General features: G+C 65.4%; 19 protein-coding genes. 3 read left to right on the forward strand and 16 right to left on the reverse strand.

From position 1 onward, the window contains the following. Positions 1 to 56 precede the first annotated feature (56 nt). The 5 genes from AC1DVS_RS15095 to AC1DVS_RS15115 form a co-directional block, all read right to left on the reverse strand. Positions 57 to 1,754, reverse strand: a complete 1,698-nt coding sequence (locus AC1DVS_RS15095; protein ID WP_478024312.1) for a hypothetical protein — start codon at positions 1,752 to 1,754, stop codon at positions 57 to 59. A 257-nt stretch (positions 1,755 to 2,011) separates the two neighbouring features. Then, positions 2,012 to 3,328: a methyl-accepting chemotaxis protein gene (locus AC1DVS_RS15100; RefSeq protein WP_478024313.1), complete on the reverse strand. Its 1,317-nt coding sequence runs from the start codon at positions 3,326 to 3,328 to the stop codon at positions 2,012 to 2,014. Between the two features lie 185 nt (positions 3,329 to 3,513). Next, on the reverse strand, positions 3,514 to 4,482 hold the full coding sequence (glpX, locus tag AC1DVS_RS15105; RefSeq protein WP_478024315.1) for a class II fructose-bisphosphatase: 969 nt from the start codon (positions 4,480 to 4,482) through the stop codon (positions 3,514 to 3,516). A gap of 99 nt (positions 4,483 to 4,581) precedes the next feature. Continuing rightward, positions 4,582 to 5,406 carry a 2,3,4,5-tetrahydropyridine-2,6-dicarboxylate N-succinyltransferase gene (gene dapD, locus AC1DVS_RS15110; protein ID WP_478024316.1) on the reverse strand — a complete coding sequence of 275 codons (825 nt, stop codon included), beginning with the start codon at positions 5,404 to 5,406 and terminating at the stop codon, positions 4,582 to 4,584. Then, on the reverse strand, positions 5,403 to 6,068 hold the full coding sequence (locus tag AC1DVS_RS15115; protein WP_478024318.1) for a pyrimidine 5'-nucleotidase: 666 nt from the start codon (positions 6,066 to 6,068) through the stop codon (positions 5,403 to 5,405). Before AC1DVS_RS15115 ends, dapD begins: the two co-directional genes overlap by 4 nt. A gap of 242 nt (positions 6,069 to 6,310) precedes the next feature. Here AC1DVS_RS15115 and AC1DVS_RS15120 point away from each other — a divergent pair, with 242 nt between their 5' ends. Then, positions 6,311 to 8,560, forward strand: a complete 2,250-nt coding sequence (locus AC1DVS_RS15120; RefSeq protein WP_478024320.1) for a S8 family peptidase — start codon at positions 6,311 to 6,313, stop codon at positions 8,558 to 8,560. Between the two features lie 40 nt (positions 8,561 to 8,600). Continuing rightward, the gene (locus AC1DVS_RS15125; RefSeq protein WP_478024322.1) at positions 8,601 to 9,599 is read left to right on the forward strand and encodes an LLM class flavin-dependent oxidoreductase; all 999 of its coding nucleotides are present in this window, start codon (positions 8,601 to 8,603) and stop codon (positions 9,597 to 9,599) included. A 164-nt stretch (positions 9,600 to 9,763) separates the two neighbouring features. Here AC1DVS_RS15125 and AC1DVS_RS15130 read toward each other — a convergent pair whose 3' ends face one another. The 3 genes from AC1DVS_RS15130 to AC1DVS_RS15140 all read right to left on the reverse strand — a co-directional run bounded on the left by AC1DVS_RS15130 (position 9,764) and on the right by AC1DVS_RS15140 (position 12,230). Then, the gene (locus AC1DVS_RS15130; RefSeq protein ID WP_478024464.1) at positions 9,764 to 11,071 is read right to left on the reverse strand and encodes a sensor histidine kinase; all 1,308 of its coding nucleotides are present in this window, start codon (positions 11,069 to 11,071) and stop codon (positions 9,764 to 9,766) included. Between the two features lie 149 nt (positions 11,072 to 11,220). After that, positions 11,221 to 11,886 (reverse strand): response regulator transcription factor, encoded by a 666-nt coding sequence (locus tag AC1DVS_RS15135; protein ID WP_332720422.1) that lies wholly within the window; start codon positions 11,884 to 11,886, stop codon positions 11,221 to 11,223. Positions 11,887 to 11,924: 38 nt separating this feature from the next. Then, on the reverse strand, positions 11,925 to 12,230 hold the full coding sequence (locus AC1DVS_RS15140; protein ID WP_478024323.1) for a PepSY domain-containing protein: 306 nt from the start codon (positions 12,228 to 12,230) through the stop codon (positions 11,925 to 11,927). A 120-nt stretch (positions 12,231 to 12,350) separates the two neighbouring features. Here AC1DVS_RS15140 and AC1DVS_RS15145 point away from each other — a divergent pair, with 120 nt between their 5' ends. Further along, positions 12,351 to 14,132 (forward strand): ABC-F family ATP-binding cassette domain-containing protein, encoded by a 1,782-nt coding sequence (locus AC1DVS_RS15145; RefSeq protein WP_478024325.1) that lies wholly within the window; start codon positions 12,351 to 12,353, stop codon positions 14,130 to 14,132. On the opposite strand, the gene AC1DVS_RS15150 is transcribed toward AC1DVS_RS15145, so the two are convergent. The 8 genes from AC1DVS_RS15150 to prsK all read right to left on the reverse strand — a co-directional run bounded on the left by AC1DVS_RS15150 (position 14,129) and on the right by prsK (position 26,031). Beyond that, positions 14,129 to 16,636 (reverse strand): Hsp70 family protein, encoded by a 2,508-nt coding sequence (locus tag AC1DVS_RS15150; protein ID WP_478024326.1) that lies wholly within the window; start codon positions 16,634 to 16,636, stop codon positions 14,129 to 14,131. The two genes, AC1DVS_RS15145 and AC1DVS_RS15150, sit on opposite strands and share 4 nt — an antisense overlap. Then, positions 16,636 to 17,022 (reverse strand): hypothetical protein, encoded by a 387-nt coding sequence (locus tag AC1DVS_RS15155; protein WP_478024328.1) that lies wholly within the window; start codon positions 17,020 to 17,022, stop codon positions 16,636 to 16,638. Before AC1DVS_RS15155 ends, AC1DVS_RS15150 begins: the two co-directional genes overlap by 1 nt. After that, positions 17,019 to 18,503 (reverse strand): hypothetical protein, encoded by a 1,485-nt coding sequence (locus tag AC1DVS_RS15160; protein WP_478024329.1) that lies wholly within the window; start codon positions 18,501 to 18,503, stop codon positions 17,019 to 17,021. The genes AC1DVS_RS15155 and AC1DVS_RS15160 overlap by 4 nt, the downstream gene beginning before the upstream one ends. 105 nt (positions 18,504 to 18,608) lie before the next feature. Next, positions 18,609 to 19,622 (reverse strand): sensor histidine kinase, encoded by a 1,014-nt coding sequence (locus tag AC1DVS_RS15165; RefSeq protein ID WP_478024331.1) that lies wholly within the window; start codon positions 19,620 to 19,622, stop codon positions 18,609 to 18,611. Between the two features lie 62 nt (positions 19,623 to 19,684). Further along, a complete protein-coding gene (locus AC1DVS_RS15170; RefSeq protein ID WP_478024332.1) occupies positions 19,685 to 20,503 on the reverse strand; it encodes an ATP-binding protein in 819 nt (272 codons plus the stop codon). Between the two features lie 44 nt (positions 20,504 to 20,547). Further along, on the reverse strand, positions 20,548 to 22,581 hold the full coding sequence (locus AC1DVS_RS15175) for a tetratricopeptide repeat protein (RefSeq protein ID WP_478024334.1): 2,034 nt from the start codon (positions 22,579 to 22,581) through the stop codon (positions 20,548 to 20,550). A 34-nt stretch (positions 22,582 to 22,615) separates the two neighbouring features. Next, complete coding sequence (prsR, locus tag AC1DVS_RS15180; protein ID WP_478024336.1) at positions 22,616 to 23,974, reverse strand: PEP-CTERM-box response regulator transcription factor; 1,359 nt, start codon at positions 23,972 to 23,974, stop codon at positions 22,616 to 22,618. After that, complete coding sequence (gene prsK / locus AC1DVS_RS15185) at positions 23,971 to 26,031, reverse strand: XrtA/PEP-CTERM system histidine kinase PrsK (RefSeq protein WP_478024337.1); 2,061 nt, start codon at positions 26,029 to 26,031, stop codon at positions 23,971 to 23,973. The genes prsR and prsK overlap by 4 nt, the downstream gene beginning before the upstream one ends. Between the last annotated feature and the right edge of the window lie 3 nt (positions 26,032 to 26,034).

The raw sequence follows: 26,034 nt of genomic DNA on the forward strand, positions 1-26,034 counted from the left end.
TCGGGAGAAGCGCAGGCTTCCCCTCTCCCGCGCGCAGGAGAGGGGAAGAGACGGTTCTAATCAGCTCGTGCCTTTGCCTTCAGCGGCGCGACCGGTGGAGCGCCGTTGGCGTAGCTCGCCTTCTGGGCCATCAGCCAGGAGAAGTCCCCGGTGAGCTGGCCCGATTGCGTGTTGTCGCCGGTTTTGGGATCGTAGCTGGTGTAGATGCCGGCAGACGAATGGCAGCCGGTGCAGCTCTCGGTCATGAAGGCCGAGGTGTTGGTCCCCGGCTTCACCGGATGGCCGAGATTGTTGAGTTTGACATCCCAGACCGGCGGCGCGGCCTTGTCGGTTCCGCAGCCCTTGTAGGAGCTGGGCGTCTCCTCGCCATTGCACGCGGGCTGGTTGCCCTTCTGGAAATAGGTTTCCATCGTGATGTTGGTGAGCATCACCGGCGTCGGGTGGCCGCCGGGCTTGTTGGTGACCGCATCGGGCAGGCCGCCATCCCATGGCGAGGGCGGCGCGTTCGGCTCGGTCGGCCACTGGGTGTCGATCAGCTCATAATATTGCCAGACGCTGCCCATCCGGTGGAGCGACGCCTGGACCTGGGCATTGAGCGCCTTCTTGTCGCCCGGGATCGGGATGGCGCGCCACGCCTGGGTCGGGATGCGCGAATAAACGCCGCTGTCGCTTTTCGCGGGCTGCAGGTTGACGGTGCAGATCGGGCAGCTCGGATCCGTGAAGTTCGGCTTGAGATTGGGGTGGGCGACGGGATCGACATCGAGATTGTCGACCTGCTCGAAGGTCGACCAGATCCATTGCGGCGAGGTCGAGCTCTTGTGCGCGATATGCATGCCAACAAGGCCGACCGTCACCTTGCGCTCGACCTGCTGGCCATCGGGGCCGAGATCGATCACGACCGCCGGTGTCGTGTAGAAGCGGCTGAAATCATCCTTGCCCTTTTGCAGGATGCGCCACGCGAATTTCAGCTCGGTCGATCCGCTCCAGTCGAGGTGCGGGGTGCCGAACGGCATGTTCACCTTGCCGCCGCCCTGGCTGAAAGCGACCTGGCCGTTGATGTTGTAGAGATTGTTTGCGCAGAGATAATCGACCTCCTGCGGATCGATCATGATCTCGTAATAGACGAATTCGCCATATTGATCGACCAGCGGACCGCTGAACGCCTGTTTGATGTCGCTGAGATTGGAGGCGTTGAGCTCGCCGACCGCCGAGATGACGCCGAGGAACCGCGTCGCACGCGGATCGGCATTGGCGGTGGCGGCCGCCGAGAAGGCCTTGAGGCCGCGGCTGACCGGCTTACTGAGATCGCGGCGCAGAAGAAGGGGGCGAGCGCCGGCCTTGAACCCGCAGGCAGCGGGCGTGGCGCCGTCCGGCTGGAAGATCGAGCTGCTGTTATGCCAGAGCGTCCAGTGCGGCGCGCCGAAAGCGGTGTTGGTGAGCGACGGTGCGGCTTTGCCCTGGTTGTTGGTCGGCCAGTTGAGCGCGAAGAACATCTGCCAGGAATAGAGATCGAACTCGCGCTGCACCTGGGGGAATTTCTGGACCTTTTCGAGCGCTGTCTTGAGCGCGATATCGACATCGCCGGGGAATTGCGGCGTCACGTTGGGCGCGAAATTCGGGAAGGCGGCGAGATAGGCCGGGCGGGTTGGCGGCTTGGGCTTGGCGCCGTTGGCGGCTGCGAGCAGGCCGATGCCAGCCACGGCCGCAATCGCCGCGGCCGCGCCACGTCTGCCGAATGTGTGCGATAGTTTCATATTGCCTCTCCGACCTGATCGAATCGGCAACGAATACGCTGTCGCCGGCGCTCGGCCCGTGCCGCACAAGGCAGGAGCTGGAGGCGAAACGATATGCCTCGGGGGCGGTTATGCAATCGGAGACGAAGTCGATCTGGTGCAAACGAGGCCTGTTCCTTCATGCCGGACTCGTTCCGGCATCCACGCCTCCGCGGGAATCACAGGCCTTGTGTGTGCGGGTCGGTGGACCCCGGAACTAGTCCGGGGTGACGAATAGCTCAGGCGGCGACCTTGGCCGCGAAATCGCCTGCACTGGTCTTGAGATTGCCGAGCCGGCTGTCGAGGATGTCGAAGCCGCGGCCGACGCCTTCGATTTGCGCGGCCACGGTGTCGGTATCCTCGAGGATCAGCTCGATATTGGTGGACATGACATCGGCTGCGAGCGCGGTCTCGTCGACCGCAGCGGTGATTGCGGTCACCGTCTGGGCCTGAGCTTCCATCGCAGCGCGGATTCGCATTGCGCTCTCCTGAACCTCGGAGACGATCGTGCGGATGCTGGCATTGGTCTCGACCGCGCCCTTTGTCGCTGACTGGATCGCGGCGATTTTGCCGGCGATGTCGTCGGTTGCGCGCGCGGTCTGGCTGGCGAGGCTCTTCACCTCCTGGGCAACGACCGCGAAGCCACGGCCGGCATCGCCTGCGCGCGCGGCCTCAATCGTGGCGTTTAGGGCGAGCAGGTTGGTCTGGCCGGCGATATCGCGGATCAGGCTGAGGATCGATTCGATCGAATTGGCGTGACCGCTCAGCGCCTCGGACATGCCGACCGCTTCGCCAGCCTGGGCAGACGCGCGGGTGGCGATCACGGCAGCGGTCTCGACTTCGGCGCGGGCGTCCTCGATCGCGCGGATCAGGCCGGCGGCGGTTTGCGCTGCCTCACGCATCGCAATGGCGGATTGTTCAGCGGCGGCGGCAACCTCCGTCGCCTTGCCGAGCATGCCGCGTGCCGCGTTCGAGCTGCGCACGGTCTGCTGACGAAGTTCGGCGCCTTCCTGGGACGCCGACTCGACCGTGAGGGCAATGCCGTCGCGGAATTCGTCGGCGAGATGATCGCGCTGACGGCGTGCGTCGAAACGGTAAAAGCTGTTATGGAGCGAGGCGTACACATCGCATTCGAGCGAACGCAGCCGCGAGAACACGTCATTGATGTGCTGCCGCTCCTCCTTCGAGCAATCGTAGCTGTTCGACAGGATCTCGAGCGTCTTGCTGGCCCCGGCGCCGGTCATCGAGAGGATCGCGGTAAGGGAGACATTGGCGGCAAAGGCGGCGGCGACAGTGCGTTCCGCAGACCGCACCCAGTCGTGCTGATCGGGGTGCATGAAACGGTGGCGCAGATAATTGATGCCGAGCTGGATCGCGCGCTCATGATCATGCCCGACGAACTTATCGGTTCCGCCAAAGAAGCGCTCCCACTGAGTCCAGTGGGTTTCGGAGACGGAGCGCGCTTCGGGCTCGATGATCGTCCACATCTTTTGCGCCAGCGCAATGTCCTCGGCGGTGAAGCCGAACAACGACAGGCGCTTTCCGATATCGAGCATATTCGCGATGCTGCCCGGCTCTGGAATGTGCCGCGATTTTTCCTGCTCACCCAAGACCGTGAAACCCCCAAACACGTGCTGCCATCCCGGCTGCCAACGGTTAGGGAATGTCGGTTAACAAGGGGTTAGAGAAAGAGGCGATCTGGTTGCTTATTTCGCAACTGCAGCAAAGGAATTCGAACGGTTCAGCCGATGCGATGTTCGCCCTTCACCCAGCGCACCGTGCCCGAGCTGGCGCGCATCACGACGCTTTCGGTGGTCATCACGCCCGACTTGCGTTTGACGCCAGCAAGCAGCGAACCATCGGTCACCCCGGTCGCCGCGAAAATGCAGTCGCCGCGGGCGAGCTCGGTCAGATCATATTGCTTGTCGAGATCGGTCACGCCCCATTTATGGGCGCGGGCGCGCTCGTCATCATTGCGGAACAGGAGCCGGCCCTTGAACTGCCCGCCGACGCACCGGAGTGCGGCTGCTGCCAGCACACCTTCAGGTGCGCCGCCAGCACCCATATAGATGTCGATGGTGGTGTCCGGGTTGGTGGTTGCGATCACGCCGGCGACATCGCCATCGCCGATCAGCATGATGCCGCAGCCGAGGCTGCGCAGTTCGGCAATCAGCTTCTCGTGGCGCGGTCGATCGAGCACACAGGCGATGATGTCCGAAGGTGCCACGCCCTTGGCGGCGGCGAGGGCAATGACATTCTCGCTCGGAGACTTGTCGAGATCGATCAGCCCTTCGGGATAGCCCGGGCCGATCGCGATCTTGTCCATATAGACATCAGGGGCGTTGAGCAGGCCGCCCTCTTCGGCGATCGCCAGTACGGCGAGCGAGTTGGGGCCGGCGGTTGCGCAGATCGTGGTGCCTTCGAGCGGATCGAGCGCGATGTCGATCTTCGGGCCCTTGCCGATCGCCGAGCCGACCTTTTCGCCGATATAGAGCATCGGCGCTTCGTCGCGCTCCCCTTCGCCTATGACGACAGTGCCGTCCATATAGAGCTCGTTGAGGGCGGCCCGCATCGCCTCGACAGCGGCGGCATCGGCCGCCTTCTCGTCGCCGCGGCCGACGAGCGTCGATGCGGCGATGGCGGCGGCCTCGGTGACGCGCACCATTTCGAGGACGAGGACGCGGTCGAGGACCTTGCTGGCGGTGGTCATTGGTGCGTGATTCCCTCAGATGTTGGGCGCGGGATAGGAGCGGGATGTGACGTTGTCGAGACTGAGTTCCCCTCGCGCAAGCGGGAAGGGGAGAAGCGATCAGTCTCGCAACAACTCGTTGATGCTCGTCTTCGACCGTGTCTGCTCGTCGACGCGCTTGACGATCACCGCGCAGTAGAGCGCCGGCTTGCCATCTCCGCCGCCGAGACTGCCGGGGACGACCACCGCATAGGGCGGCACTTCGCCGCGGAAGATCTCACCGGTGGCGCGATCCACGATCTTGGTCGAGGCGCCGAGATAGACTCCCATCGACAGCACCGCGCCCTCGCCGACGCGGACGCCCTCAGCTACTTCCGCGCGGGCGCCGATGAACGCGCCGTCGCCGATGATGACGGGATCGGCCTGGAGCGGCTCGAGCACGCCGCCGATGCCGGCGCCGCCCGAGAGATGGACGTTGCGGCCGATCTGTGCGCAGCTGCCGACGGTCGCCCAGGTGTCGACCATCGTTCCCTCGCCGACATAGGCGCCGATATTGACGAAGCTCGGCATCAGGATCGCACCCTTGCCGATAAAGGCGCCGCGACGGGCAACTGCGCCGGGGACGACCCGGAAGCCGCCAGCGCGGAACTCGGCCTCGCCCCAGCCAGTGAATTTGGATGGCACCTTGTCGAAGGCGGGCGCACCGGCCGCTCCGCCGTCGACCAGCGTATTGTCATTGAGGCGGAAGGATAGCAGCACGGCTTTCTTGAGCCACTGGTTGACGCGCCAGCCGCCTGCGCCGTCAGGCTCCGCGACGCGGGCAGCGCCTGAATCGAGCAGGGTGAGCGCGCCTTCGACTGCCTCGCGCACGGCGCCCTTCGTCTCGGTACTGACGGTGTCGCGCGCGTCCCACGCTGCTTCGATCGTGCCCTGCAAGTCGCTCATGCCGCCTCCAATATGTCTTCCAGCCAGTGCCGGATGTCGTGTGTGATGAAATCGATATAGCTGCGGTCGAGATCGGCCGCCTGTTCGGAACCGTTGTCGACCCAGACTGTCGTCATGCCGATCGCCTTGGCCGGCTTCAGGTTGCGAGCCATGTCCTCGACGAACAGGCTTTCCGCCGGATTGATATCGAACGCTGCGCATAGCCCGGCATAGGCCGATTCCTGCGGCTTGGGCTTCAGGTCCATCGCATGGATGTCGTGGACCGCCTCGAAGCTGGCGCCGAGACCAAGCCGGTCGAGCACGCGGCTGGCATAAGGCATGTCGGCATTGGTGAAGACGATCTTCCGCCCCGGCAGCTTCGCGATTGCGGCGGCGAGGGGGAGATTCTCCTCGAGCACGTCCATCTCGATATCGTGGACGAAGCCGAGAAACTCCTGCGGATCGACCCCGTGATCGGCCATCAGCCCGGCCAAAGTGGTGCCATGGCCGATGAAATACCCCTTTTGGATACGGCGCGCCTCGATCAGATCGCAGCCGAAACGCTCAGCGATATAAGCGGTCATTCTGGTGTCGATTTGGTCGAATAATCGTGCTGTTACGGGATATAACGTATTATCGAGATCGAAAATCCAGTTGCGGATGGGGGCTAGACGCGCGAGCATGGCCGGCGAGGCTCTAGGCGCGGACTGCGCCCGGGGCAAGGCAGGGCGGGGAGGTGGCGCCAGGCTTTAGTGAGGTAACGAAGAGCAACTGGCGCGATGGCCCACGAACGGCGGGAACCAAGGTGAATTTTTCGATCAAGCCGCGACTATTGCGGTCCGCGGCGTTTTGCGTCCTGCTGGGAGCTACGGCTTGCAGCGGCGGCGGTGGCGGCGGGGTAGGCAACACGCCGACGCCAACGCCGGTGCCAACCCCGACTCCGACGCCCGTGCCCACGCCGACCCCCACACCGACGCCGGTGCCGACCCCCACGCCAACTCCGACCCCAACCGGCTACGATACTGCCGAATATCGCGCGACGGTCGGTGCGGTCTCCGCCAACGCGCTCAATGTCTATCAGCATTCCGCGACCGGGCTGGGCATCAAGATCGGGGTCATCGACAGCGGCATCGATCTGCAGAGCCAGGAATTCGGTAGCCGTATCTCAAGCGCCTCGGCGTCCGTGGCGGGCAATGCCTCGATCGATGACGAAGGCGGGCATGGCACCGCGGTTGCGTTCACGATCGCAGGACGCCGCAACGATGCCGGCACGCATGGCATCGCCTTCGATGCGACATTGATCGTCGCCCGCGCCGACACCCCGGGGAGTTGCGCGGACACCTCGGCGGACGGCGGATGCTCGTTCAGCGACTCAGCGATCGCGCGGGGAATTGATCTTGCCACCAACAATGGTGCCCGGGTCATCAATATTTCTCTTGGCGGCGATCCTGCGGGCACGCCCGTTGTCGACGCGATTAACCGCGCGACTGCGGCCGGCGTGATCATCGTGATCTCAGCCGGCAATGATTTCACGAAGCATCCCGATACGGCGGTGAACCCTGATCCCTTCGCACAGGTTGCGAATACCCCGCAGGCGCGCGGGCTGGTGATCATTGCCGGGTCGGTCGGCGCAAATGATTCGCGCACGCCGGGCGCAGACCTGATCTCGGACTTCTCCAATCGTGCCGGCAACAGCAGTGCGCATTATCTGGCCGCGGTCGGCGAGAATGTTCGGGCGCCCGACCAGATGAACACGCCGTTCCTTTGGACGGGCACGTCGTTCGCCTCGCCGCAGATCGCGGGCGCCGCTGCGTTGCTTGCCCAGGCCTTTCCGAACCTTACGGGCGCGCAGATCGTCAGCATCCTCTATGCTTCGGCGCGCGATGCCGGCGCCGCGGGGGTCGATGCGGTTTACGGTCAGGGTGTGCTCGATCTCACCCGCGCGTTCCAGCCGCTCGGTACCAGCGCCATCGCAGGCACGAACTCGGCCGTATCGTTCAATGTCAACGCCACCTTGTCGCCACCGATGGGTGATGCCCGCCAGGGCGCGCTCGGTGCGGTGATCCTCGACGGATTTGATCGTGCCTTCGCTATCGACCTTGCCCGTACGATCGACCGCAGCGGGCCTGCGCGGACGCTCGCCAACGTGCTGCAAATACGGCAGCGTAATGTATCGGCGAACATCAAGGGCATGACGATCGCGATGACGATCGCCCCTGTCCGGGGTGGAGCCAGCGTGTCGCGGACGACGCTGAGCGGCGGCGATGCCGAGCGCGCGCGGGCGATCGCTGGGGTCATCACGAAGCGGATGGGATCAGATGCGCAAATTGCCTTCGGCTTTGCCGAGGGCGGTGCCGCGCTGACCGCACGGATGGCCGGGCGCGCCGAGCCTGCCTTCCTGGTGGCGCGCGATCCAGTACAAGGCCAGGGCTTCGAGAGCGCTGCCCGCGCCTCGACCGCTTTTCGCCAGCAATTCGGGTCCTTCGGGCTGGCCGCCTCAGCAGAAAGCGGTGATGTGCTGACGCGCAATGCCGATGTGATGCCTGCACTTCTCGGTCACTATCAGCGCTTCGGCTATGACCGCGCCTCGATCGCGCTCGACCGGCAGTTTGGCGGGTTGAATGTGGGCGTGACCGGCACCCGGCTGGCCGAGCGCAATACCGTCCTCGGCGCACGTTTTGGCGATGCGCTGGGGGCGACGCGGGCGACGACCTGGTTCCTCGATGCCGGATTGCGCTGGGAGATGGGCAGCGGCTGGACGCTCGGCGGTTCGCTCCGCAAGGGCTGGACCATGGCTGATGTTCGCGGTGGGCTTTCCGGCAACGGGTTGATCCGGACCAGTGCCTTTGCCGGCGATATCGGCAAGACCGGCATTTTCGGGCGCTTCGACAGCTTCGGCCTGCGGCTTGCGCAACCTTTGCGGGTGGCGAGCGGCGGGATCGATCTGAGACTTCCGACCGGTTATGACTATGACACGCTCAGCGTGAGCGAATGGACGACGCAGCGACTGAATCTGGCCCCGACCGGGCGCGAGATCGATATGGAGGCCCGCTACGGATTGCCTTTATGGGGCGGGGGCCTCCAGACCAATGTCTTCTGGCGTAAGGACCCGGGCAATTATGCCTCTCTGTCCGACGATGTCGGCGGGGCCTTGCGCTGGTCGACTGACTTCTGACGGGTAGCGGAACCGCATCGGCCTCCCCATCTCCGCTGGCATGACAGCCTATTCCCTGCTCGATCTCGTCCCCGTCGTCGAAGGCGGTACTGTGGCGCAGGCGCTTGCCAATGCCGCCGATCTCGCGCGCCATGCCGAAGCGCTCGGCTTCACCCGCTATTGGTGTGCCGAGCATCACGGCATGTCGGGCATCGCCAGCGCGGCAACGTCGGTGGTGCTGGCGCATATCGGCGCGGCGACGAACAGGATCCGGATCGGCGCGGGTGGCATCATGCTCCCCAACCATGCGCCGCTGGTGATCGCCGAACAGTTCGGCACGCTCGATGCGCTGTTCCCGGGCCGGATCGATCTCGGGTTGGGCCGGGCGCCGGGATCGGACCAGATCGTCGCGCGGGCGATCCGTCGCACGCTGGAGACTGACCCCAACGCCTTCCCGCGCGACGTGATGGAGCTGCAAAGCTATTTCGCCGATGACGGCCAGACCGGCATCCGCGCGACTCCCGGCGCGGGTGCGAAGCCTGAACTATGGATCTTGGGATCGAGCCTGTTCGGGGCGCAGCTCGCCGCGGCGCTCGGGTTGCCCTATGCATTCGCCTCGCATTTTGCGCCTGATCTGCTCGATCAGGCGATCTCGATCTATCGCCGTGATTTCCGGCCGTCAGTGGCGCTTGCCAGGCCGCATGTGATGGCCGGTTTCAATGTCTTTGCGGCCGAAACAGATGCCGAGGCGGAGTTGCTGGCGAGTTCGCAGCAACAGGCCTTCGTTGCGCTGCGGACCGGCAATCCGCGGCAGTTGCCGCCCCCGGTCCCCGGGTATCGCGAGAGCCTTGGACCGCAGGGCGCGCGGATTCTCGATCATGTGCTGGAATGTTCCGCAGTCGGAAATGCCGCGACGGTGGCGCGAGGGATTGCGGCGTTCATCGCGCGGACTGGTGTGGACGAGGTGATGGTGGCGAGCGCGATCTATGATCATGAGGCGCGCAAGCGGAGCCTGGCGATCACTGCTGACGTGATGCGGGAGATGAAGGCGGCGGCTTAGTTCCCTCTTAGTTCCTCCTCGAGCTTGCTCGGGGAGGGGGACCGCCCGCCTTCTTCAGGCGGGTGGTGGAGGGGCTTGAAGCGCGGGGCAGATGTACCGCGCTCCAAGCCCCTCCACCATTCACTGAAGAAGCGAATGGTCCCCCTCCCCGTTCCGGGGAGGAACTAGTTTGCTGCGGGCAACCTCAGGCGCACCAGCAAGCCACCAAGATCTTCGCTCTCTTCCAGCGACACCGTGCCCTCATAAATTTCAGCCACATCGCGCACGATCGCCAGCCCGAGCCCAGTCCCCGGCTTACCGGTATCGAGCCGCGCGCCGCGATCGAAGATGCGTTGGCGTTCTTCTTCGGGGATGCCCACGCCGTCATCCTCGATCAGGAATTCGACGAAGCCGGAATGGGCGCCGACCGTCACGAAGACGCTGCCGCCGCCATATTTGGCTGCGTTCTCGATCAGATTGCCGAGCATCTCGTCGAGATCCTGGCGTTCGACATGGACCTGCAGCGTCTTCGGGCCGGTGACGTCGATCCGGACATGGCGGTACAGCCGCCCGACCGCGCGCTCGACCGATTCGAGGCTCGGCCATACATCAGCGCGGCTGTGCGCCGAGCCGCGCCGGCCGACGGCGCGCGCGCGGGCGAGGTGGTGGTCGACCTGGCGGCGCATCGTCCGGGCCTCGCGGATCACGGTCTCGCCGAGATCATCGGCCTGGGCAGTCGCTGCGTTCATGATCACCGTAAGCGGCGTCTTGAGCGCATGGGCCAGATTGCCGGCATGGCGGCGCGCCTCCTCCGCCTGTTTCTCGTTATGCTCGATGAGCGCATTCAGCTCCTCGACCAGCGGCGCGACCTCATTGGGCATTGCGCGCTCGACCTGGCGCGATTTGCCCGCGCGCATCCGGGCGATCTCATCGCGTACGCGGCGCAAGGGCCACAGACCGTAAAAGGTCTGAAGTGCGGCCATCACGATCAGGCCGACCCCAAGCAGGACGAAGCTTCGCACCAGGGTTCGCCTGAGCGTGCCGATCTGAGCGTCGAGCCCGTCGCGGCTCTGCGCGATCTGGAAGCGCCAGCGTACCGGCGACCCCGGCAGCTTGAGATCGCGTTCGAGGATGCGCAGCGTCTCGTCCGGGAACTGCTTGCTGTCATAGGCGTGGATGACAAGGTCGGTATGGTTGCTGCCAAAGGCGAGCCGCCGATCCCAGAGCGAGCGCGAGCCAAATGGCTCATGGCCCTGGCCGCTGACCTGCCAGTAAACTCCGGAATAGGGTTCGAGGAAATGCTGGTCCGCCGGCTCGCGGTTGAAGATGACTTCGCCGTCCGGGCCGATCTCCGAGGACACGACCAGCGCAGTCAGCACATATTCGAGCTGATCGTCGAAATTGCGCGTGACGGCGGCGGTGAGGACACGTTCGAGCGCGTAGCCGCCGCCGGTGAGCAACAGGATGATCCATGCCGCCGCAGTGAAGATCATCCGTCGACTGAGCGATCCGGTAGTGCGCACCTTGCCGTAGGGATTGGGCGGCGAGCGGCTATCCGCAACCGCGGGAGCCGGCACCACCGGGCTTTCGACCTCCGCCGGCTGGGCTTCGACGTCAGCCATGGGCCGTCAGAGGCGTGCGATCACGCATCCGGATCCTCGAGGCTGTAGCCCAGCCCGCGGATGGTGGTGATCACGTCCTGTCCGAGTTTCTTGCGGATGCGCGTGACGAACACCTCGATGGTATTCGAATCGCGATCGAAATCCTGGTCGTAGATATGCTCGATCAGCTCGGTGCGGCTCACCACTTTGCCCTTGTGATGGAGCAGATAGCTGAGCAGCTTATATTCCTGGGCGGTCAGCTTGACCGGCTCGCCGGCGAGCGTGACCTTGCCTGAGCGGGTGTCGAGGCGGACATCGCCGGCCATCAGCTCGGATGAGGCATTGCCCGAGGCGCGGCGGATCAGTGCGCGGAGGCGAGCGATCAACTCCTCGGACTGGAAGGGCTTGGCGACATAATCGTCAGCGCCGGCATCGAGGCCGGCGACTTTGTCGGACCAGCTGTCACGCGCGGTGAGCACCAGCACCGGTGCGGTGCGGCCTTCCTTGCGCCAGCGGTCAAGCACCGTCAGCCCGTCAATCTCGGGCAGGCCGAGATCGAGCACGATGGCATCGTAATTCTCTGTCGAGCCGAGGAAATGGCCCTCCTCACCATCGGTCGCGAGGTCGATGGCGTAGCCAGCCCCCTCCAGGGTGTTCTTGAGCTGCTGGCCCAGGCTGGGCTCGTCCTCGACGATCAGAACGCGCATTGATTATCCCCTTGGCCAGCGCTGCGAAAACGGGCGCTTCAATTGCCGGTACGGCCGAGCAGGCGACCTGAGCGGCCATCCACTTCAACCCAGATGACATTTCCATCGCGCAGGAATTTGAGCGTGTAAATCCCACTCTCCGAATCGAAGTCGAAGCCGATATATTGGGCGCCGCGCATTGAGGGCAGCACCCGGGCCTCGATATCGCGCAGCGGCAGGATGCGGCCGTTGCGCAGTTCGTCGAACGCCCTTTGCTGGTCGCGCTTCTGGTCGGGCTCCGCTGTAGCGGGCACCGGACCGAGCGCGGCAAAGGCGGACAACGCGAGGGCAACGAGCATCTTCATCGGCTTCGCATAGGGAGGGCGGCTTGAACAGCCTGTGAATGCGCCCTTCACGTGCCACTCATGTAGCGATCGTGTCGCCGGCAACTTGCCCGCGCGCGCGGCGCACCCTAGGTGGCCGCCATGGCAGCACCAATCCTCGCTTATGAAAATCTCGGCATCATCCAGGGATCGGGGTGGCTGTTCCGCGGCCTCGACATCCATATCGGCGCCCGCGACCGGCTCGCGCTGATCGGGCGCAATGGCGCCGGCAAGACGACTTTGCTGAAGCTGATCGCCGGCAAGATCGAGGCTGACGAGGGCCGGCGGACGATCGTGCCGGGCACGCGCGTCATCCTGCTCGAGCAGGAGCCTGACCTCGCGACCTTCCCGACCCTGTTCGATTATGTGCTGTCGGGCGCCGATGCCCCGGCGCGTCACGAGGCTGAGGCGATCGCCGATCAGCTCGGTATCGACCTGTCGCGTGAATCGGCGAGCGCTTCGGGCGGCGAGCGGCGCCGGGCGGCGATCGTCCGCGCGCTCGCGCAAGATCCCGATGTGCTGCTGCTCGACGAGCCGACCAACCATCTCGACATTGCCGCGATCGACTGGCTCGAGGATTGGCTCGGGCGCTTTCGCGGCGCATTCATCGCAATCAGCCATGACCGCACCTTTCTGACGAGGCTCACCAAGCAGACATTGTGGCTCGATCGTGGCTCGGTGCGGCGCGCCGAGATCGGTTTTGGCGGGTTCGAGGCCTGGACCGAGCAGGTTTATGCCGAGGAAGCACGCAACGCCGAGAAGCTCGACGCGAAGCTCAAGCTCGAAGAGCATTGGCTGCTGCGGGGCGTAACAGGGCGGCGCAAGCGCAACCAGGGCCGCCTGTCGAAGCTCCATGAGATGCGCGCGACGCGAGCGGCGATGATGGGGCCGCAGGGCACCGCGAACCTGTCGATCGGCAGCGACGATGTCCGCACCAAGGTGGTGATCGACGTCAAGGGTGTGTCGAAGAGCTTCGGAGATCGTCCGATCATCAACGACCTGACGCTGCGCATCACGCGCGGCGACCGGATCGGCATCGTCGGCGCCAATGGCGCCGGCAAGACGACCTTGCTCAAGCTGTTGACCGGCGAGCTGGCGCCCGACCATGGCCATATCCGTCTCGCCAAGACGCTCGACCGGATTGTGATCGACCAGCAGCGCAGCCTGATGGCGCCGGACAAGACGGTGCGCGAGGTGCTTGCCGACGGTGGCGACTGGATCGAGGTGCAGGGCGTCAAGAAGCACGTGATCGGCTATCTCAAGGAGTTCCTGTTCGAGCCGGGGCTGGTCGATGCGCTGGTCGGGACGCTTTCGGGCGGCGAGCGCTCGCGTCTGTTGCTGGCGCGCGAATTCGCCCGGCCGTCGAACCTGCTGGTGCTCGACGAGCCGACCAACGACCTCGATCTCGAAACGCTCGATCTGCTGCAGGAAGTGATCTCGGATTACGACGGCACTGTCCTGATCGTCAGCCATGATCGAGACTTTCTCGATCGCACCGTAACGATCACGCTCGGGCTTGATGGCTCGGGCACGGTCGATGTGGTGGCGGGCGGTTATGAGGATTGGGAGAAGCGCCGCAAGCTGCGCGTGCTCGGCGGCAAGCGCGCCAACCCGCGCAAGGTGGAGCCGACCGCGCCGCCAGCGCCCCGCGTCAAGCTGACCTATAAGGACCAGCGCGACTATGAGCTGTTGCCCAAGCAGATCGAGCAGTTCGAGGCGGCGATTGCCCGGGACGAGGCGGCGCTCGCGGACCCCGATCTCTATGCGAAAGAGCCCGCAGCGTTCGACCGGCTGATGAAGGCGATCGAAGTGACGCGGGCGCAAAAGGAGGCGGCGGAACATCGCTGGCTCGAGCTGGCCGAGCAGGTCGAGGCTTTGGGTTAGCGCCTGACGCCGGCCAGCGCTGCTGCGTCGGCTGTATGACCGCTCGCGTTGGACCGGATCGCGAACATCTCGCTGATGGTGCGGCGCAGATCGGGCATGCTGCGCGCCGCCACGGCGGCCTGACCGCGCAGGACCAGCGCGTCGAACCGCACCGGATCGAGGGCCGCGTGTCGTTCGCGACTGAGATGTTCGAATTGCATGATCAGGAAATCGGGCTGCTCAACGAGCGTTTGGTGCAGGATCGAACGCATCGCGTCGATGGCGCGCTCGGCTACCTTGAATTGATTATCGCTCAGAGCCTGTTGCGCGGTTGCATGATGCTGCCTGGTTCGCTCGTGCGATTCGGGGTTCATAAGAGCAGTGAGCTCGCGGGCGCGCTGCTCGGTCTCGGCGAGATCGCCGGCGAGCACGGCGGCGCGAAGATCGGGGCGATGACGCAGCCGGGAGATTTCCTGGCGGATCAGGCGCGCCTCTTCAGTGATGGACCGATAGCCGTCTGCGTCATCGACCGTCAGGAGCCGCGCGAGCTGCTGATCGAGGCGACGACGCAGCATCGCGATTTCGGGCTGACAATGGGCGCGCAGACTATCGGAAAGCGCGTCGAAACTGTTGTCCACTGAAAGCAGGGCATCGGTTGCGAACGCCCTGCCGTCGCGGCCGAAATCGATCCGCGCCAGATCGTCGACATAGAAACTATGATCGCGCAGATGCAGGCCCTGTTCGGGAATCTCGACTGAGCAGCGGATCAGCTGGCTGTCGTCGATCTGCCAATGGACCACCACCTGATCGCCGGGCATCAGCGGCGCGACATGGGCGGGCAGATCCTCCCCGCTCAGCCGGAAGGAGCCGATCAGCAGATTGGCCTCGGGCTCGAGCACCCCTTCAGCCTGTTCGTAAAGCTCGATGTCGATCCACTCGGCCGCGCCCGGAGTCAGTCGGCGCGCCGAGCGCAGCGTCTTGGCACCTTTCTGAGGAAGCATGTCGCCCTTGCGGACGATCGGCTCGAGTATGTTGATCGAACGGACCCCGTCGCTGTCCTCGACCTTGACCGCGATCGTGCTGGTGCAGGGCGCGCCGGCCGCAACCGCTGAAATGCGCGTGATGAGCAGATCGGCGCAGGCATCCTCGATCCGTGCGCCTGCGCCATCGACCACTGTCATTGCCACCCGCGTCTCGCCGGCGCCGAGCTGGACGGTGAAGATCGGGCTTTCCGCCACGAGCCGTTCGCCATAATCGCGCCCGTCGCTGGCGGTAGCGGTCACGCGAAGGCCTTCGGCATCGCCAACGCCAATGACCCGGATGCGTGCCCGATCGCGCGCCGTCCGCGCTTCGAAATCATAGGAGACACGCGCGCCCGCTTCCGTCTGCACGCGGCTCTTCTTGCTGACTGTCTCGCCGTCCGCCCATTGCCGGCTTTCGGCGTAGACGGCAGCGCCGCGCGCAACCGCGGTCATCGGATCTATGTCGAGATCGGTCTCGATCCCGAGCTCGAGCGGTACGCGGCGGCGGACGATGGGCATGCGCGATGGTCCGCCGATCAGGACGACCTTGCTGATATCGTCAGGCGTATAGCCATTGTCGGAGATCATCTTGCGGCAGAGCTCAATCGACCGGTCGACCTTGTCGGACACGAGCTGTTCGAGCGCGTCGCGGGTGAGGATCGTTTCGATATAGATGGGACGGCCTGCCTGATCGGTTGCCTGCGCCTCGCGCTCGGACACGAAGATCATCGCTTCGTTGGAGGATGACAGTTCGATCTTCGCCTGTTCGGCATTGGAGAGGGCAAGCGCGATCAGCCGGCGAAATTCCGGGCGTTCCTGGGCGTCGGCTGGAAGCTGGAATTCGGTCTGCAGCCAGGGCCGCACGATCGAATCGACGATCATGCGGTCGAAATCGCTGCCGCCCAGCATGTTGATGCCTTCATGCGCCTCGATCGATACCGACCCGTCAATAGCGCGGACCAGGGCCACGTCGAAGGTCCCGCCACCCAGATCATAGACCAGGAACAGGCCGGTGCGGGATTCCGGACGTTCGAGACAGGCCAGGGCAGCGGCGACAGGTTCCTGCAACAACCCGACCTGACCCAGCTCGGCGGCGAGCGCGGCGCGGATCGTGGCTTCGGACTGCATCTGGTTGAAGGCGGCCGGCACGGTGACGACGGCGCCCTTGATCTCGGTGTCGCCGATGCTGGCGCGGACCTGCTTCAGCAACTGGCGCAGGACCTCGGTGCTGGCTTCCTCGGGCGTGATGGTTTCGCCCTGATCGCCAAAGGCCAATGTGGTGCTTGTGCCGAGCAGCCGCTTGAAGCGGGCGGCGATGCCTTCGGGCGAGATCCGCAACTGATCATAAGCGCGCTTGCCGACATAGCGACCGCCGTGCCGATCCTGCATGACGACCGAGGCGAGCACATCCTCGCCGCTTACGGCCTTGAACAGCTCGAGCGCGCCGCCGCGATTGCCGACGATCGCCGAGTTGGACGTGCCGAGATCGATTCCGAGATACATCAAGCGTTCCTCAACAGGACTTTTCCCGTGATGATGGGCGCATCGGTGCCCATGATCGTCGGTTCGATAGTGGCGTCGACGATTGCCTCCGGCGTATCCACATCGCCGGGATTGATCGGGCTGACGGGCAGGGCTGCGGACCAAAGCTCGCCGTCGAAGGTAACGACACGCATCGCGTGCCGATCGAGAATGGTCTCGAGCTTGCGCCGGGCGAAGCGGAGCATCGCCTCGCCGCTTTGCACGCGGTTTTCCGGGACGAAAGCGAGCTCGCGCTCGAAGGCGTGGCACAGCTTCCAGTAATGGACCGCCAGCTCGGCCATGGCAGCTGGCATCTCGCTCAAGGCGTCCTGCGGTTCAGTAGAGGCCATGCCGTCGCGCGATTTCATCGCGGTCGCGGCTGGAGGACGCGCACATCCTTGCGCAGTTTGTCGAGCACCTCGTGCGGTGGGACCTCGTTGATCATCCAGGTCATGATGATCAGCGCGGCCTGGCTTTGGCGATAGCGGTTGTGCAGTTCGATCGCCAGATTGTGGAGTGCCATCCACGGGCCCGCGACCTGTGGATTGGAGGATTGGCAGGATTCCTCGAACGCCTCGACGAGCTGCCCGATCAGCCCTGGCGCCTCGGGACTCATACCCGAATGCAGCAATTGCTGTGCGAAGGTTTGGTGGCGAGCAACAATCTGCGCACACGTGCTGCGGAGCCGCGCGAACAAGGCGTTGGTGATCAGGACCGGCATTTCGCGCTCGATGGTCTGTTTCAGGTTCGGCACCTGCGAGAAGCAGGTGATCAGTGCGCGGGCCAGTCGGAGCGAGATTTCGAACTGGTCATGATCGTTGGTGAGATCGACCGCGAGTCCGCGGATGCACCGCAACAGGGTCGCGGATGAAGGATCGTCGAGTCCCCGCGCGGCTTCGAGGATCTGGATCGGCCGGCGCAGTTGCGACCACATGTCCAGCGATGACAGCAAGGTCGTGGCAATCGCCTGGTCGCCGGGCCTCGCGCGCAACCGATCGACCTGCTCCATGATCCGCGTGTTGAGCTGTTCGAGCTTGCGGTCGATGTTCGCCGCATGGGCGGCGGCGACCTTTTCGAGAAAGATCGTACCATAACCGTCGCTGCGGGCGGAGGCTTTGAGCATTGCCGTGGTCAGCGCCGTGCGCCCGTCCTGCGATTCGGCGAAACAGGGGGCGAGGGCGGTTGCGACCTGGCCCAGCCGATCCTCGACGGCGCGCTCCCATTGCTCCGGCTCGATCGCCTTGAAGCCCGCACGGAGCCTGGCCTCGTCGATGCGATCAAGGGTGTTGTCGACATTCCATGTCTGGGCATCGGCAAGGATCGAGACGGTGCCTTGCAGATTCGTCGGGTTGGCGGCGGTGAGCGCTACGCTGAGGTTCAACCTGGCAAGGCCGTCGGCGCTATCCCGGACTCGCTCCAGCGTTGCCGCGTCTCCCGCGCGGATCGCCGTCACGACCCTGGCCTGGGTGTCGGCGGAGCATTCGGGCAGCCAGCCCATCTCCTCGGCGAGCCGGTCCCGAGCGGATAAAAGGCGGGCTCGCGCCGCGTCGAGCGCCGCCGGATCCTGGCCGGGCTCGAACGACAGATCGTCGAAGGCGGTACTGATGCGCTCGCCGGTGGCGTCGAGCGGGATGCCGAGCGTGGCGAAGGCGTTGTTCTTCAACGCAATCGACACGCTGGTACCGCCTGCCTGACCAGGCGCACCAGGCTCGGCGCGATCGTCGGTTCTGGCTTCCTGCCGCGCCACGATGCGGCGCAGACGATCCGTGGTCTCGGGGGCGGAGACGAGCAGGTCTTCTTCAGGGTCGGCGACTGCCGCTCGCCTGGTTCGCCAAATCACAGTTCGCACTCCCGAGCGATCGGCACTCGCGCCTGTGTCGATGCCGTGCGCAGAATGCCGATCACGGGTAAATATTCGCTTAGGGGCGCAGTGATTTGCCGTGAGATTTGGGTGTTAGGCCGCGAGCGCCATCGTCACCCGGGTGCCGCTGGCATCGCTTGCGGTGGAGATCGTGCCGCCGGCCTGGCGTGCGAACGCCTCAATGAGGCGACCGCCCAGGCCGTGATCGGGGCTCGGTGCGGCGGCCGTCGTTGCCATGCCGACGCCGTCATCGGCGACCTCGAGGATCCAGCCATCCTCTTTCGCACGGAAGCTGACGGTGATGGTGCCGAGATCCCGGCCGGGAAAGGCGTGCTTCGCGGCGTTGGTGACGAGTTCGTTGACGACCAGCCCGATCGAGACAGCGCGGTCGCGCGGGACAGCCGCCTCGTCGCTGTCGCAGGTGAGGATGATGCCGCCTTTCAGAAACAGCGATTCGGATAGTGCCGCGCAGAGATCGCCGAGATAATCGCGGATCTCGACCCTGCCGGGCTGGTTGCTGCCACGATAGAGGTGGAGATGAGCGCGGGCGATGCTGTCGACCCGCCTTTGCGCTGCCCCGAGCGCTTCCGCCGTTGCGGGGTCGCTTGCACGGCGCTTCTGCATGTCGAGCAGGCCGGCGACGATCGCGAAATTATTCTTCATTCGGTGGTCGAACTCGGCGAGGAAAAGGTCGCGGTCCTCGATCTGGCGGTCGCGTTCCTGTGTTGCCTTGTGCGCCGTGCGCCGGAACATCTCGGCAATCGCGATCGTGATGATCGCGGTGATCGCAACGACGGCGACCGCGAACGCGCCCGCTGCGTTCTCGAAGCGGAACGAGCCCTGGATGGGATAGAGAGCATACCAGACATAGAGGATCATGATCATCGCGGTAACGGCGCCGGCAAAGGCGCGGGCGAACAGCGTCGCCAGCATGATCGCGGGATAGATCAGTGCGAAGGGCGCAGCGCCGCCCGCGATGATGTCGAAAATCATCCGGACGACCCAAGCCGCGGTGACGCATAACAGGCCGACAATGACCTGAGTTACCCTGATCGGCAGGGCGGGCGACAAGCGTTCGCAAAGATCGAAGTCGCCGATATTGGTCATCGGGTGGAGTCAGCGCCGCGCCGTGGTCGAGTCAAGACAGCACGAGACTGATTTGCGTCGAATCAGCCTGATATGAGCGACCGGCCACTCTTGCCGGCCAGATCGACGATATAATGCCAGGCAACGCGGCCCGATCGGCTGCCCCGCCGGGTCGCCCAGCCGATCGCCTCCTGCGGATCGAAGGCGAGGTCATGCGCGTCCGCATATCCGCGCACGATGGCGAGATAGGTGTCCTGATCGATCGCGTGGAAGCCAAGGCTGAGCCCGAAGCGATCGGCGAGCGCGAGATTGTCGTCGATCGTGTCGCGCGGGTTGATCGCGCTTTCCTGCTCGGCGATGTCGCGCGGCACGAGATGGCGACGGTTCGAGGTGACGACCAGCCGCGCATTGGCCGGCCGCGCCTCGGCGCCGCCTTCGAGCATCGAGCGGAGCGCGCGGGCATCGCCGGCAGCGTCGAAGCCGAGATCGTCGATGAACAGGATAAAGGCGCGGGGGACGGGCGCGATCGCGGCGAACAGCGTGGAGAGGGTGTCGAGGCGGGTCGTCACCACTTCGATCAGCGCGAGATCGCCGCCAGCCGCCTGGACTGAGGCCACAGCGCTCTTCACCAGCGCCGACTTGCCGGTGCCGCGCGCGCCCCAGAGCAGCACGTCATGAGCTGCGGCGCCTGCGGCGAGGCGTTCGAGATTGGCGAGCAGGGCCGCTTTTTGCAGGTCAATCTCGCGCAGTTGCTCAAGCGGGAGTGCCCGGAAATCGCGGGCTGCGACGAGCGTGTCGCCGCGCCAGATATAGGCCGGATGCGCGCGTGGATCGGCCGACTCAGGCGCGGGCGGCGCGAGGCGGTCCAGCGCGTCTGCGATGCGGGCAAGCGGGTCGGTCATGCCTGTGCCTGTTACTGCCGCGCGTCGTTCTGGCAAGCCGGCAATCAGGCTCCCAGCGTCTTCAGCGCCGCTGTCGCCGCATCGCGATCGTCAAAGGCCGGATCGGCGAGCGCTGCCTTGATCTGTGCCACCGCCTCGGGTTTGCGGCCGAGATCGGCATAGGCCTGGCCGAGATGCCAGCGCAGCATGGCATGTCCGGGTGCGATCGAGGCGGCCTTTTCGAGCAGTTGCAGCGAGGGGCCGTTCTCGCCCAGCTGGTAGAGCGCCCAGCCATAGGCATCGGTCGCGGCGGGGCTCATCGGGGCAAGGCGGTAAGCCGCCTTGGCATAGACGAGCCCGGTATCGGCATCGTCATCGCCGATATAGGCATAAGCGAGCTCGGCCAGCAAAGCCGCGTCGCGGTTGCCGATCTGGCTGCGCAGCCCTTCCAGCGTGTCGATCGCGCTATCCCAGTCGTCATTCGCCATTTGCCAATGCGCCGCGAGCCGCTGGCCGGCGATATCCTGCGGGTTCTGCGACAGGAACAGCGCGAGCACGTTGGATGCTTCCGGGCGGTGGCCGGCGCGATCGAGCGCATCGACGGTGCGGAGCATGGTCGGCTGGTCGAAATGGATATCGGCGGCGCGGCGATAGGCAGCTGCGGCATCGGCGTTGCGCCCCATCGCCATCAGCACATCACCGACCGCGAGCCAGGCGGCGGGCGCGCCGGGACGGTCGCTCGCCAGCTTCTGGGCCTGAGCGAGCGCTGCATTGGTGTCGCCGGCATCGACCAAGCCCCGCAGATAGCCAAGCCGCAGCACCGGGTCGTCGGGCGACTGGTTGGCTGCGCTGGTCAGGACCGGCAGGCTGTCATCAGTGCCGAACGGGGCAGATCCCTCGCGCACGGGCCACGCAGCGCGATCGAGGAACTTGCCCGACCAGTCCCGCTCGCCGGTGCGTTCGAAGGCGCGGCCGACCAATGACAGGGTGTAGCTGTCGGCGTCGCCGCGCAGTGCCACCGGGCGCAGGGCATCGAGCGCTCCCTTGGCGTCGCCCGAGCGGAGCAGCGCAGCCCCGAGCAGCCGGCGCGCAGTGATGTTCATGGGCTGGCGGCCGACCAGGCCGCGCCATTGCCCGATCGCCTGTTCATAGGCGCCGGCCTGATAGGAGAGCATGCCGCCGAGCAGCAGTGCACCGGGCAGCCCGTCGAGCTTGCCGGCGGTGCGCTCCATCAGCGACTGGGCGAGATCATATTTGCCGGCACGGGCGGCGAGCACGGCCTGGAGATAATAGGCCTGGGGGTTGTTTGGCTGGGCGGCGAGCGCCTTGCGGGTCGCCTCGAGCATATCGGAATAGCGGCCGGCATCGCCCAGCGTGCCGGCATATTCGATCAGCGCGGGAAAATAATACGCGTCGTGCTTCAGCGCCGCCTCGAACCAGGGCAAGGCCGCGACGAGGCCATATTGGCCGCGCACCAGCTCGCCGCGCAGGGTCAGCGCTTCGATATTGTTGGCGTCGAGATTGATCGCCCTGGTCGCTGCGTCGATCGCGCCGGCGATGTCGCCTGAATTATACCGGACGCGGCCGAGATCGGACCAGGCCGGGCCGTCGTTCGGCGCGACCGCGAGCAACTTTGCGAGCATCTGCTGGGCGCCGGGCAGATCGCCCTGGGCAGCGAGCGCGCGGGCGGTGACACGCATGGCATAGCCGGCAAAGCGTGGTTGCGTCTTTGCCGCTTCGGTCACGGCGCGCTTGGGGTCGCCCTGAAGCAACCAGGCATGGGCATAGAGCTGATGCGCGCGTTCGATATCGAAGCCGGCATCCTTGGCGCGGCCAAGCTCGCCCTCGGCGGCAACGCCGTCGCCGAGCGCGAGATAGATCCGGGCGAGCACCGCATGGGCAAGGCCCCAGCCCGGATCGGCCTTGATCGCTGCCTGCGCATGCAGGCGCGCCGCGCTGATATTGCCGGCCTGGAACAGGCCGAGGCTTTGCGCGAGTTCAGTGCGGGCATCGGCGGCGTCCGCGTCCGCGTGAGCGGGCGCGGTAACGGCCAGGACAAGCAGGACGGCTGAGAGGATCGAAACTCCCGCTCCGATCACCCATCGCCTTGCCTGAAAGAAAGCTTCGCGAGACCTACGCATGGAGATCATAGCTCTTGAGCAGATCGTACAGCGTGGGGCGGCTCACCCCGAGCAGCTTGGCGGTGTTCGAGATATTGCCCTCGGCACGGGCGAGTGCGTGGCGGATTGCCTTGCGATCGGCGGTTTCGCGGGCGGCGCGCAGATTGAGCGGCATATCGTCGGCCTCGCCGGGCAGATCGAGATCGGCGGCGGTAACGAGCTTGCCCTCGGCCATGATGACGGCTCGCTTCATCCGGTTTTCGAGTTCGCGGACATTGCCCGGCCAGCCCCAGCCGTCGATTGCCGTGCGCGCCTCGGGCGACAGGCCAGTGACGCCCGGGTTCATCGTCCGCGCATATTTCTTGAGGAAATGGCGGGCGAGCAGGCCGGCATCGCCGGGCCGCTCGGCAAGCGAGGGGATTCGGACGACGATCTCGGCGAGCCGGTAATAAAGATCCTCGCGGAAACGGCCCTCGGCGACCATTGCATCGATATTCTGGTGAGTTGCGCAGACGATCCGGGTGTCGACCGGGATCGCCTTGCGGCCGCCGATCCGCTCGATCACCCGCTCCTGCAGGAAGCGGAGCAGCTTCACCTGCAAGGGCAGCGGGATATCGCCGACTTCGTCGAGGAACAAAGTGCCGCCATGCGCCTGCTCGATCTTGCCTTCGGTTGTTTTCACAGCGCCGGTGAAGGCGCCCTTTTCATGACCGAACAACTCGCTTTCGAGCAGCGTATCGGGGATCGCTGCGCAGTTGATCGCAACGAAGGCGCCCTTGCTGCGCCGGCTGGTGTCGTGCAGCCCGCGGGCGAGCAGCTCCTTGCCGGTCCCGCTCGCGCCAAGCAGCATCACCGACACGTCAGCGCCGGCGACGCGCTCGATCGTGCGGGTGACCTTGAGCATCTCAGGGGACGCGGTGATCATGCCGCCGAGCGCCGTGTCACCGTCCTGGCGCTCGGCGAGACGGCGATTCTCGGCCTCGAGCGCATGGACATGGAAAGCGCGCGCCACGATCAGGCCGAGCGCATCGATATCAATCGGCTTGGCATAGAAATCCCAGGCGCCGTCGCCGATCGCCTTCAGCGCGCTGGTGCGGGCGCCGTGGCCGGAGGCGACGATCACCTTGGTGTCGGGCTTGAGCGCGAGGATCGCCTCGAGGGTCGCAAAACCTTCGGTCACGCCGTCGGGATCTGGTGGCAGGCCGAGATCGAGCGTGACCACCGCCGGCTCCTCGGCGCGGATCATGTCGAGCGCAGAGGCGCGGTCGCCGGCGACGACCACGTCATAATCCTCATAGGCCCAGCGCAATTGCCGCTGCAGGCCGAGATCATCCTCGATGATCAGCAGTTTTGGCTTGATCTCGCCGTTCATGCCGCGTGCTCCATCACAACATGGTCGGGGGTGGGAAGCAGCACCCGGAAGCGGGTACCCTCGCCCTCTCGGCTCGTCACCTCGACGCCGCCGCCCATCGCCTGGGCGAGCTGGCGCGCCTCGAATGCGCCGATGCCGAAGCCGCCGGGCTTGGAGGAGACGAAGGGCTTGAACAGCTTCTCGCGGATAAAGGCCGCCGTCATGCCGCAGCCCTGGTCGATCACGTCGATCGCCATGTGACTTCCCTCGTCCATCACGACCATCAATACCGGCTCGGACGGGGCGCTTGCCTCAACCGCATTCTGGACGAGGTGGCCGAGCAATTGCTCCAGTCGCGTCGGATCGGCGAGCGCCAGCGCCCGCGCGTCGCAGACCACCGCGATCGGGTGCTGGCCCTGGCGCCGCGCTGCGACGCGCTCGACCAAAGGCAGCAATTCGATCGCGCGCAGCTCCTCGGGCCTGCCGGTATTATGTTGCGACAGGCGGGCGAGCAGATCGTTCATGCGCCCGGCCGAATCCTGCAGGGTCGCGATCATGTCGGCGCGAAACTCCGGATTTTCGGCATGGCGTTCGGCATTGCGGGCTACGAGGGTCAATTGGCTCACCAGATTCTTGATGTCGTGCATAATGAAAGCGAAGCGGCGGTTGAATTCATCGAAGCGCTGGGCGTCGGAAAGCGCTTCCTGCGCTCGCGCCTCGGCGAGATAGCTCGCGACCTGGCGGCCGGCGATGCGGAGCAGGTCGAAATCCTCCCAATCGAGCGCGCGGTCGAACGGTGGCCGGGCGAGCAGGATCACGCCGAGCAGCCGGTCGAGATGGACCAGCGGAACCAGCGCCCAGGCATTGGCCTCGTTGGCCATCCACAGGGGAACCACCGCGATTTCCTCGGCGCTGGTCTTTTCGCCGCGCACTGCATCGAGCTCGACGATCCGGCCGGTCTGGCCGAGATAGGCGGGGAGCGTCTCGTCGCTGCCTGATTGCGGCAGGCCTTCTCGTGCCCAGTTCCAGCTCGCGCCGATGCCGAGCCCGGGGCCATCCGGCACCAGCAACAGGCCTGCGGGCGAATCGGTCAGGTCGGCGACCGCTTTCACGATCCGCTCATCGAGCGGCGCGGCGCCTTCGCCCGGCTTGCCGAGCGTATCGGTGAAGCGAGTCCATTCAGCGCGGTAATCATAGCGGTGGCTGAAGAAATGCTTGGCGAGCTTCACCTTTGCCCAGGCGCGCAGCCAGGGAGAGGACAGCACGGTCAGCACCGCAGCGGTCGATCCGAACACGAACGCGGTCTGCAGTACGCGCGCGCTGCCGCCGCCAAAGGCAGCGATCGCGCTTGTCCCGGCGAGCATGGCGACTGCGTAGAGCAGGGTCGCGGCGAAGGAGACGGTCTGCCAGGCGACCGTGCGTGAGAGCCGCAGCGTCCAGTCGCCGTTGCGCTGCACCGCGACCGCGAAGATCGGGGCGGCGAACGCCATGACGATGCCGCGCCCGGCGATGAGCGCAGTCGGCGGGTTCCCGATCAGATAGGCAGTCGCGTAGAGCAGCAGATCGATGCTCCACATCGCCGCAAGCCCGATCACGGCGAGCCGGATACCACCACGATCATTGGGCACGACCGCTGAATAGAGATGGTTGACCAGTACGAGCGCGCTGATCGCGACCATGGTCCGCAACAACACGCTGACGGTCGCGAGCGCGGGCACGCTGCTATGGTGGATCGTGCCCTCGGCTACGGCGAGGCCGGCGCCGGCGATGACGATCACCCCGACGACGCCGTAGATGATCGCGACTGCCCGGGTTTCGGGCGCGTCGCGGTCGCGGCGGACGAGCGCGAACATGAAGCCGAGCCAGGCAAGGTCTCGGGCGCTTTCGGCGACATGGGTTACGAGATCAGTGGCGCCGATCCCGGCTACGGCCAGGGCCCAGAGCGCGGTGACGCCGAGCGCGACGACGAAGGTGAGCCGCGGCAAGGCGGTGCCGGCCTCGTGCAGCCGGGTCAGCGCGACGCCGGCGAAGAGCAGGGCAACCAGCGCGTGGCTCCAGAGGATGATGGTCCCCTGCATCGC

The organism is Sphingomonas sp. P3_C5, from assembly GCF_056402635.1.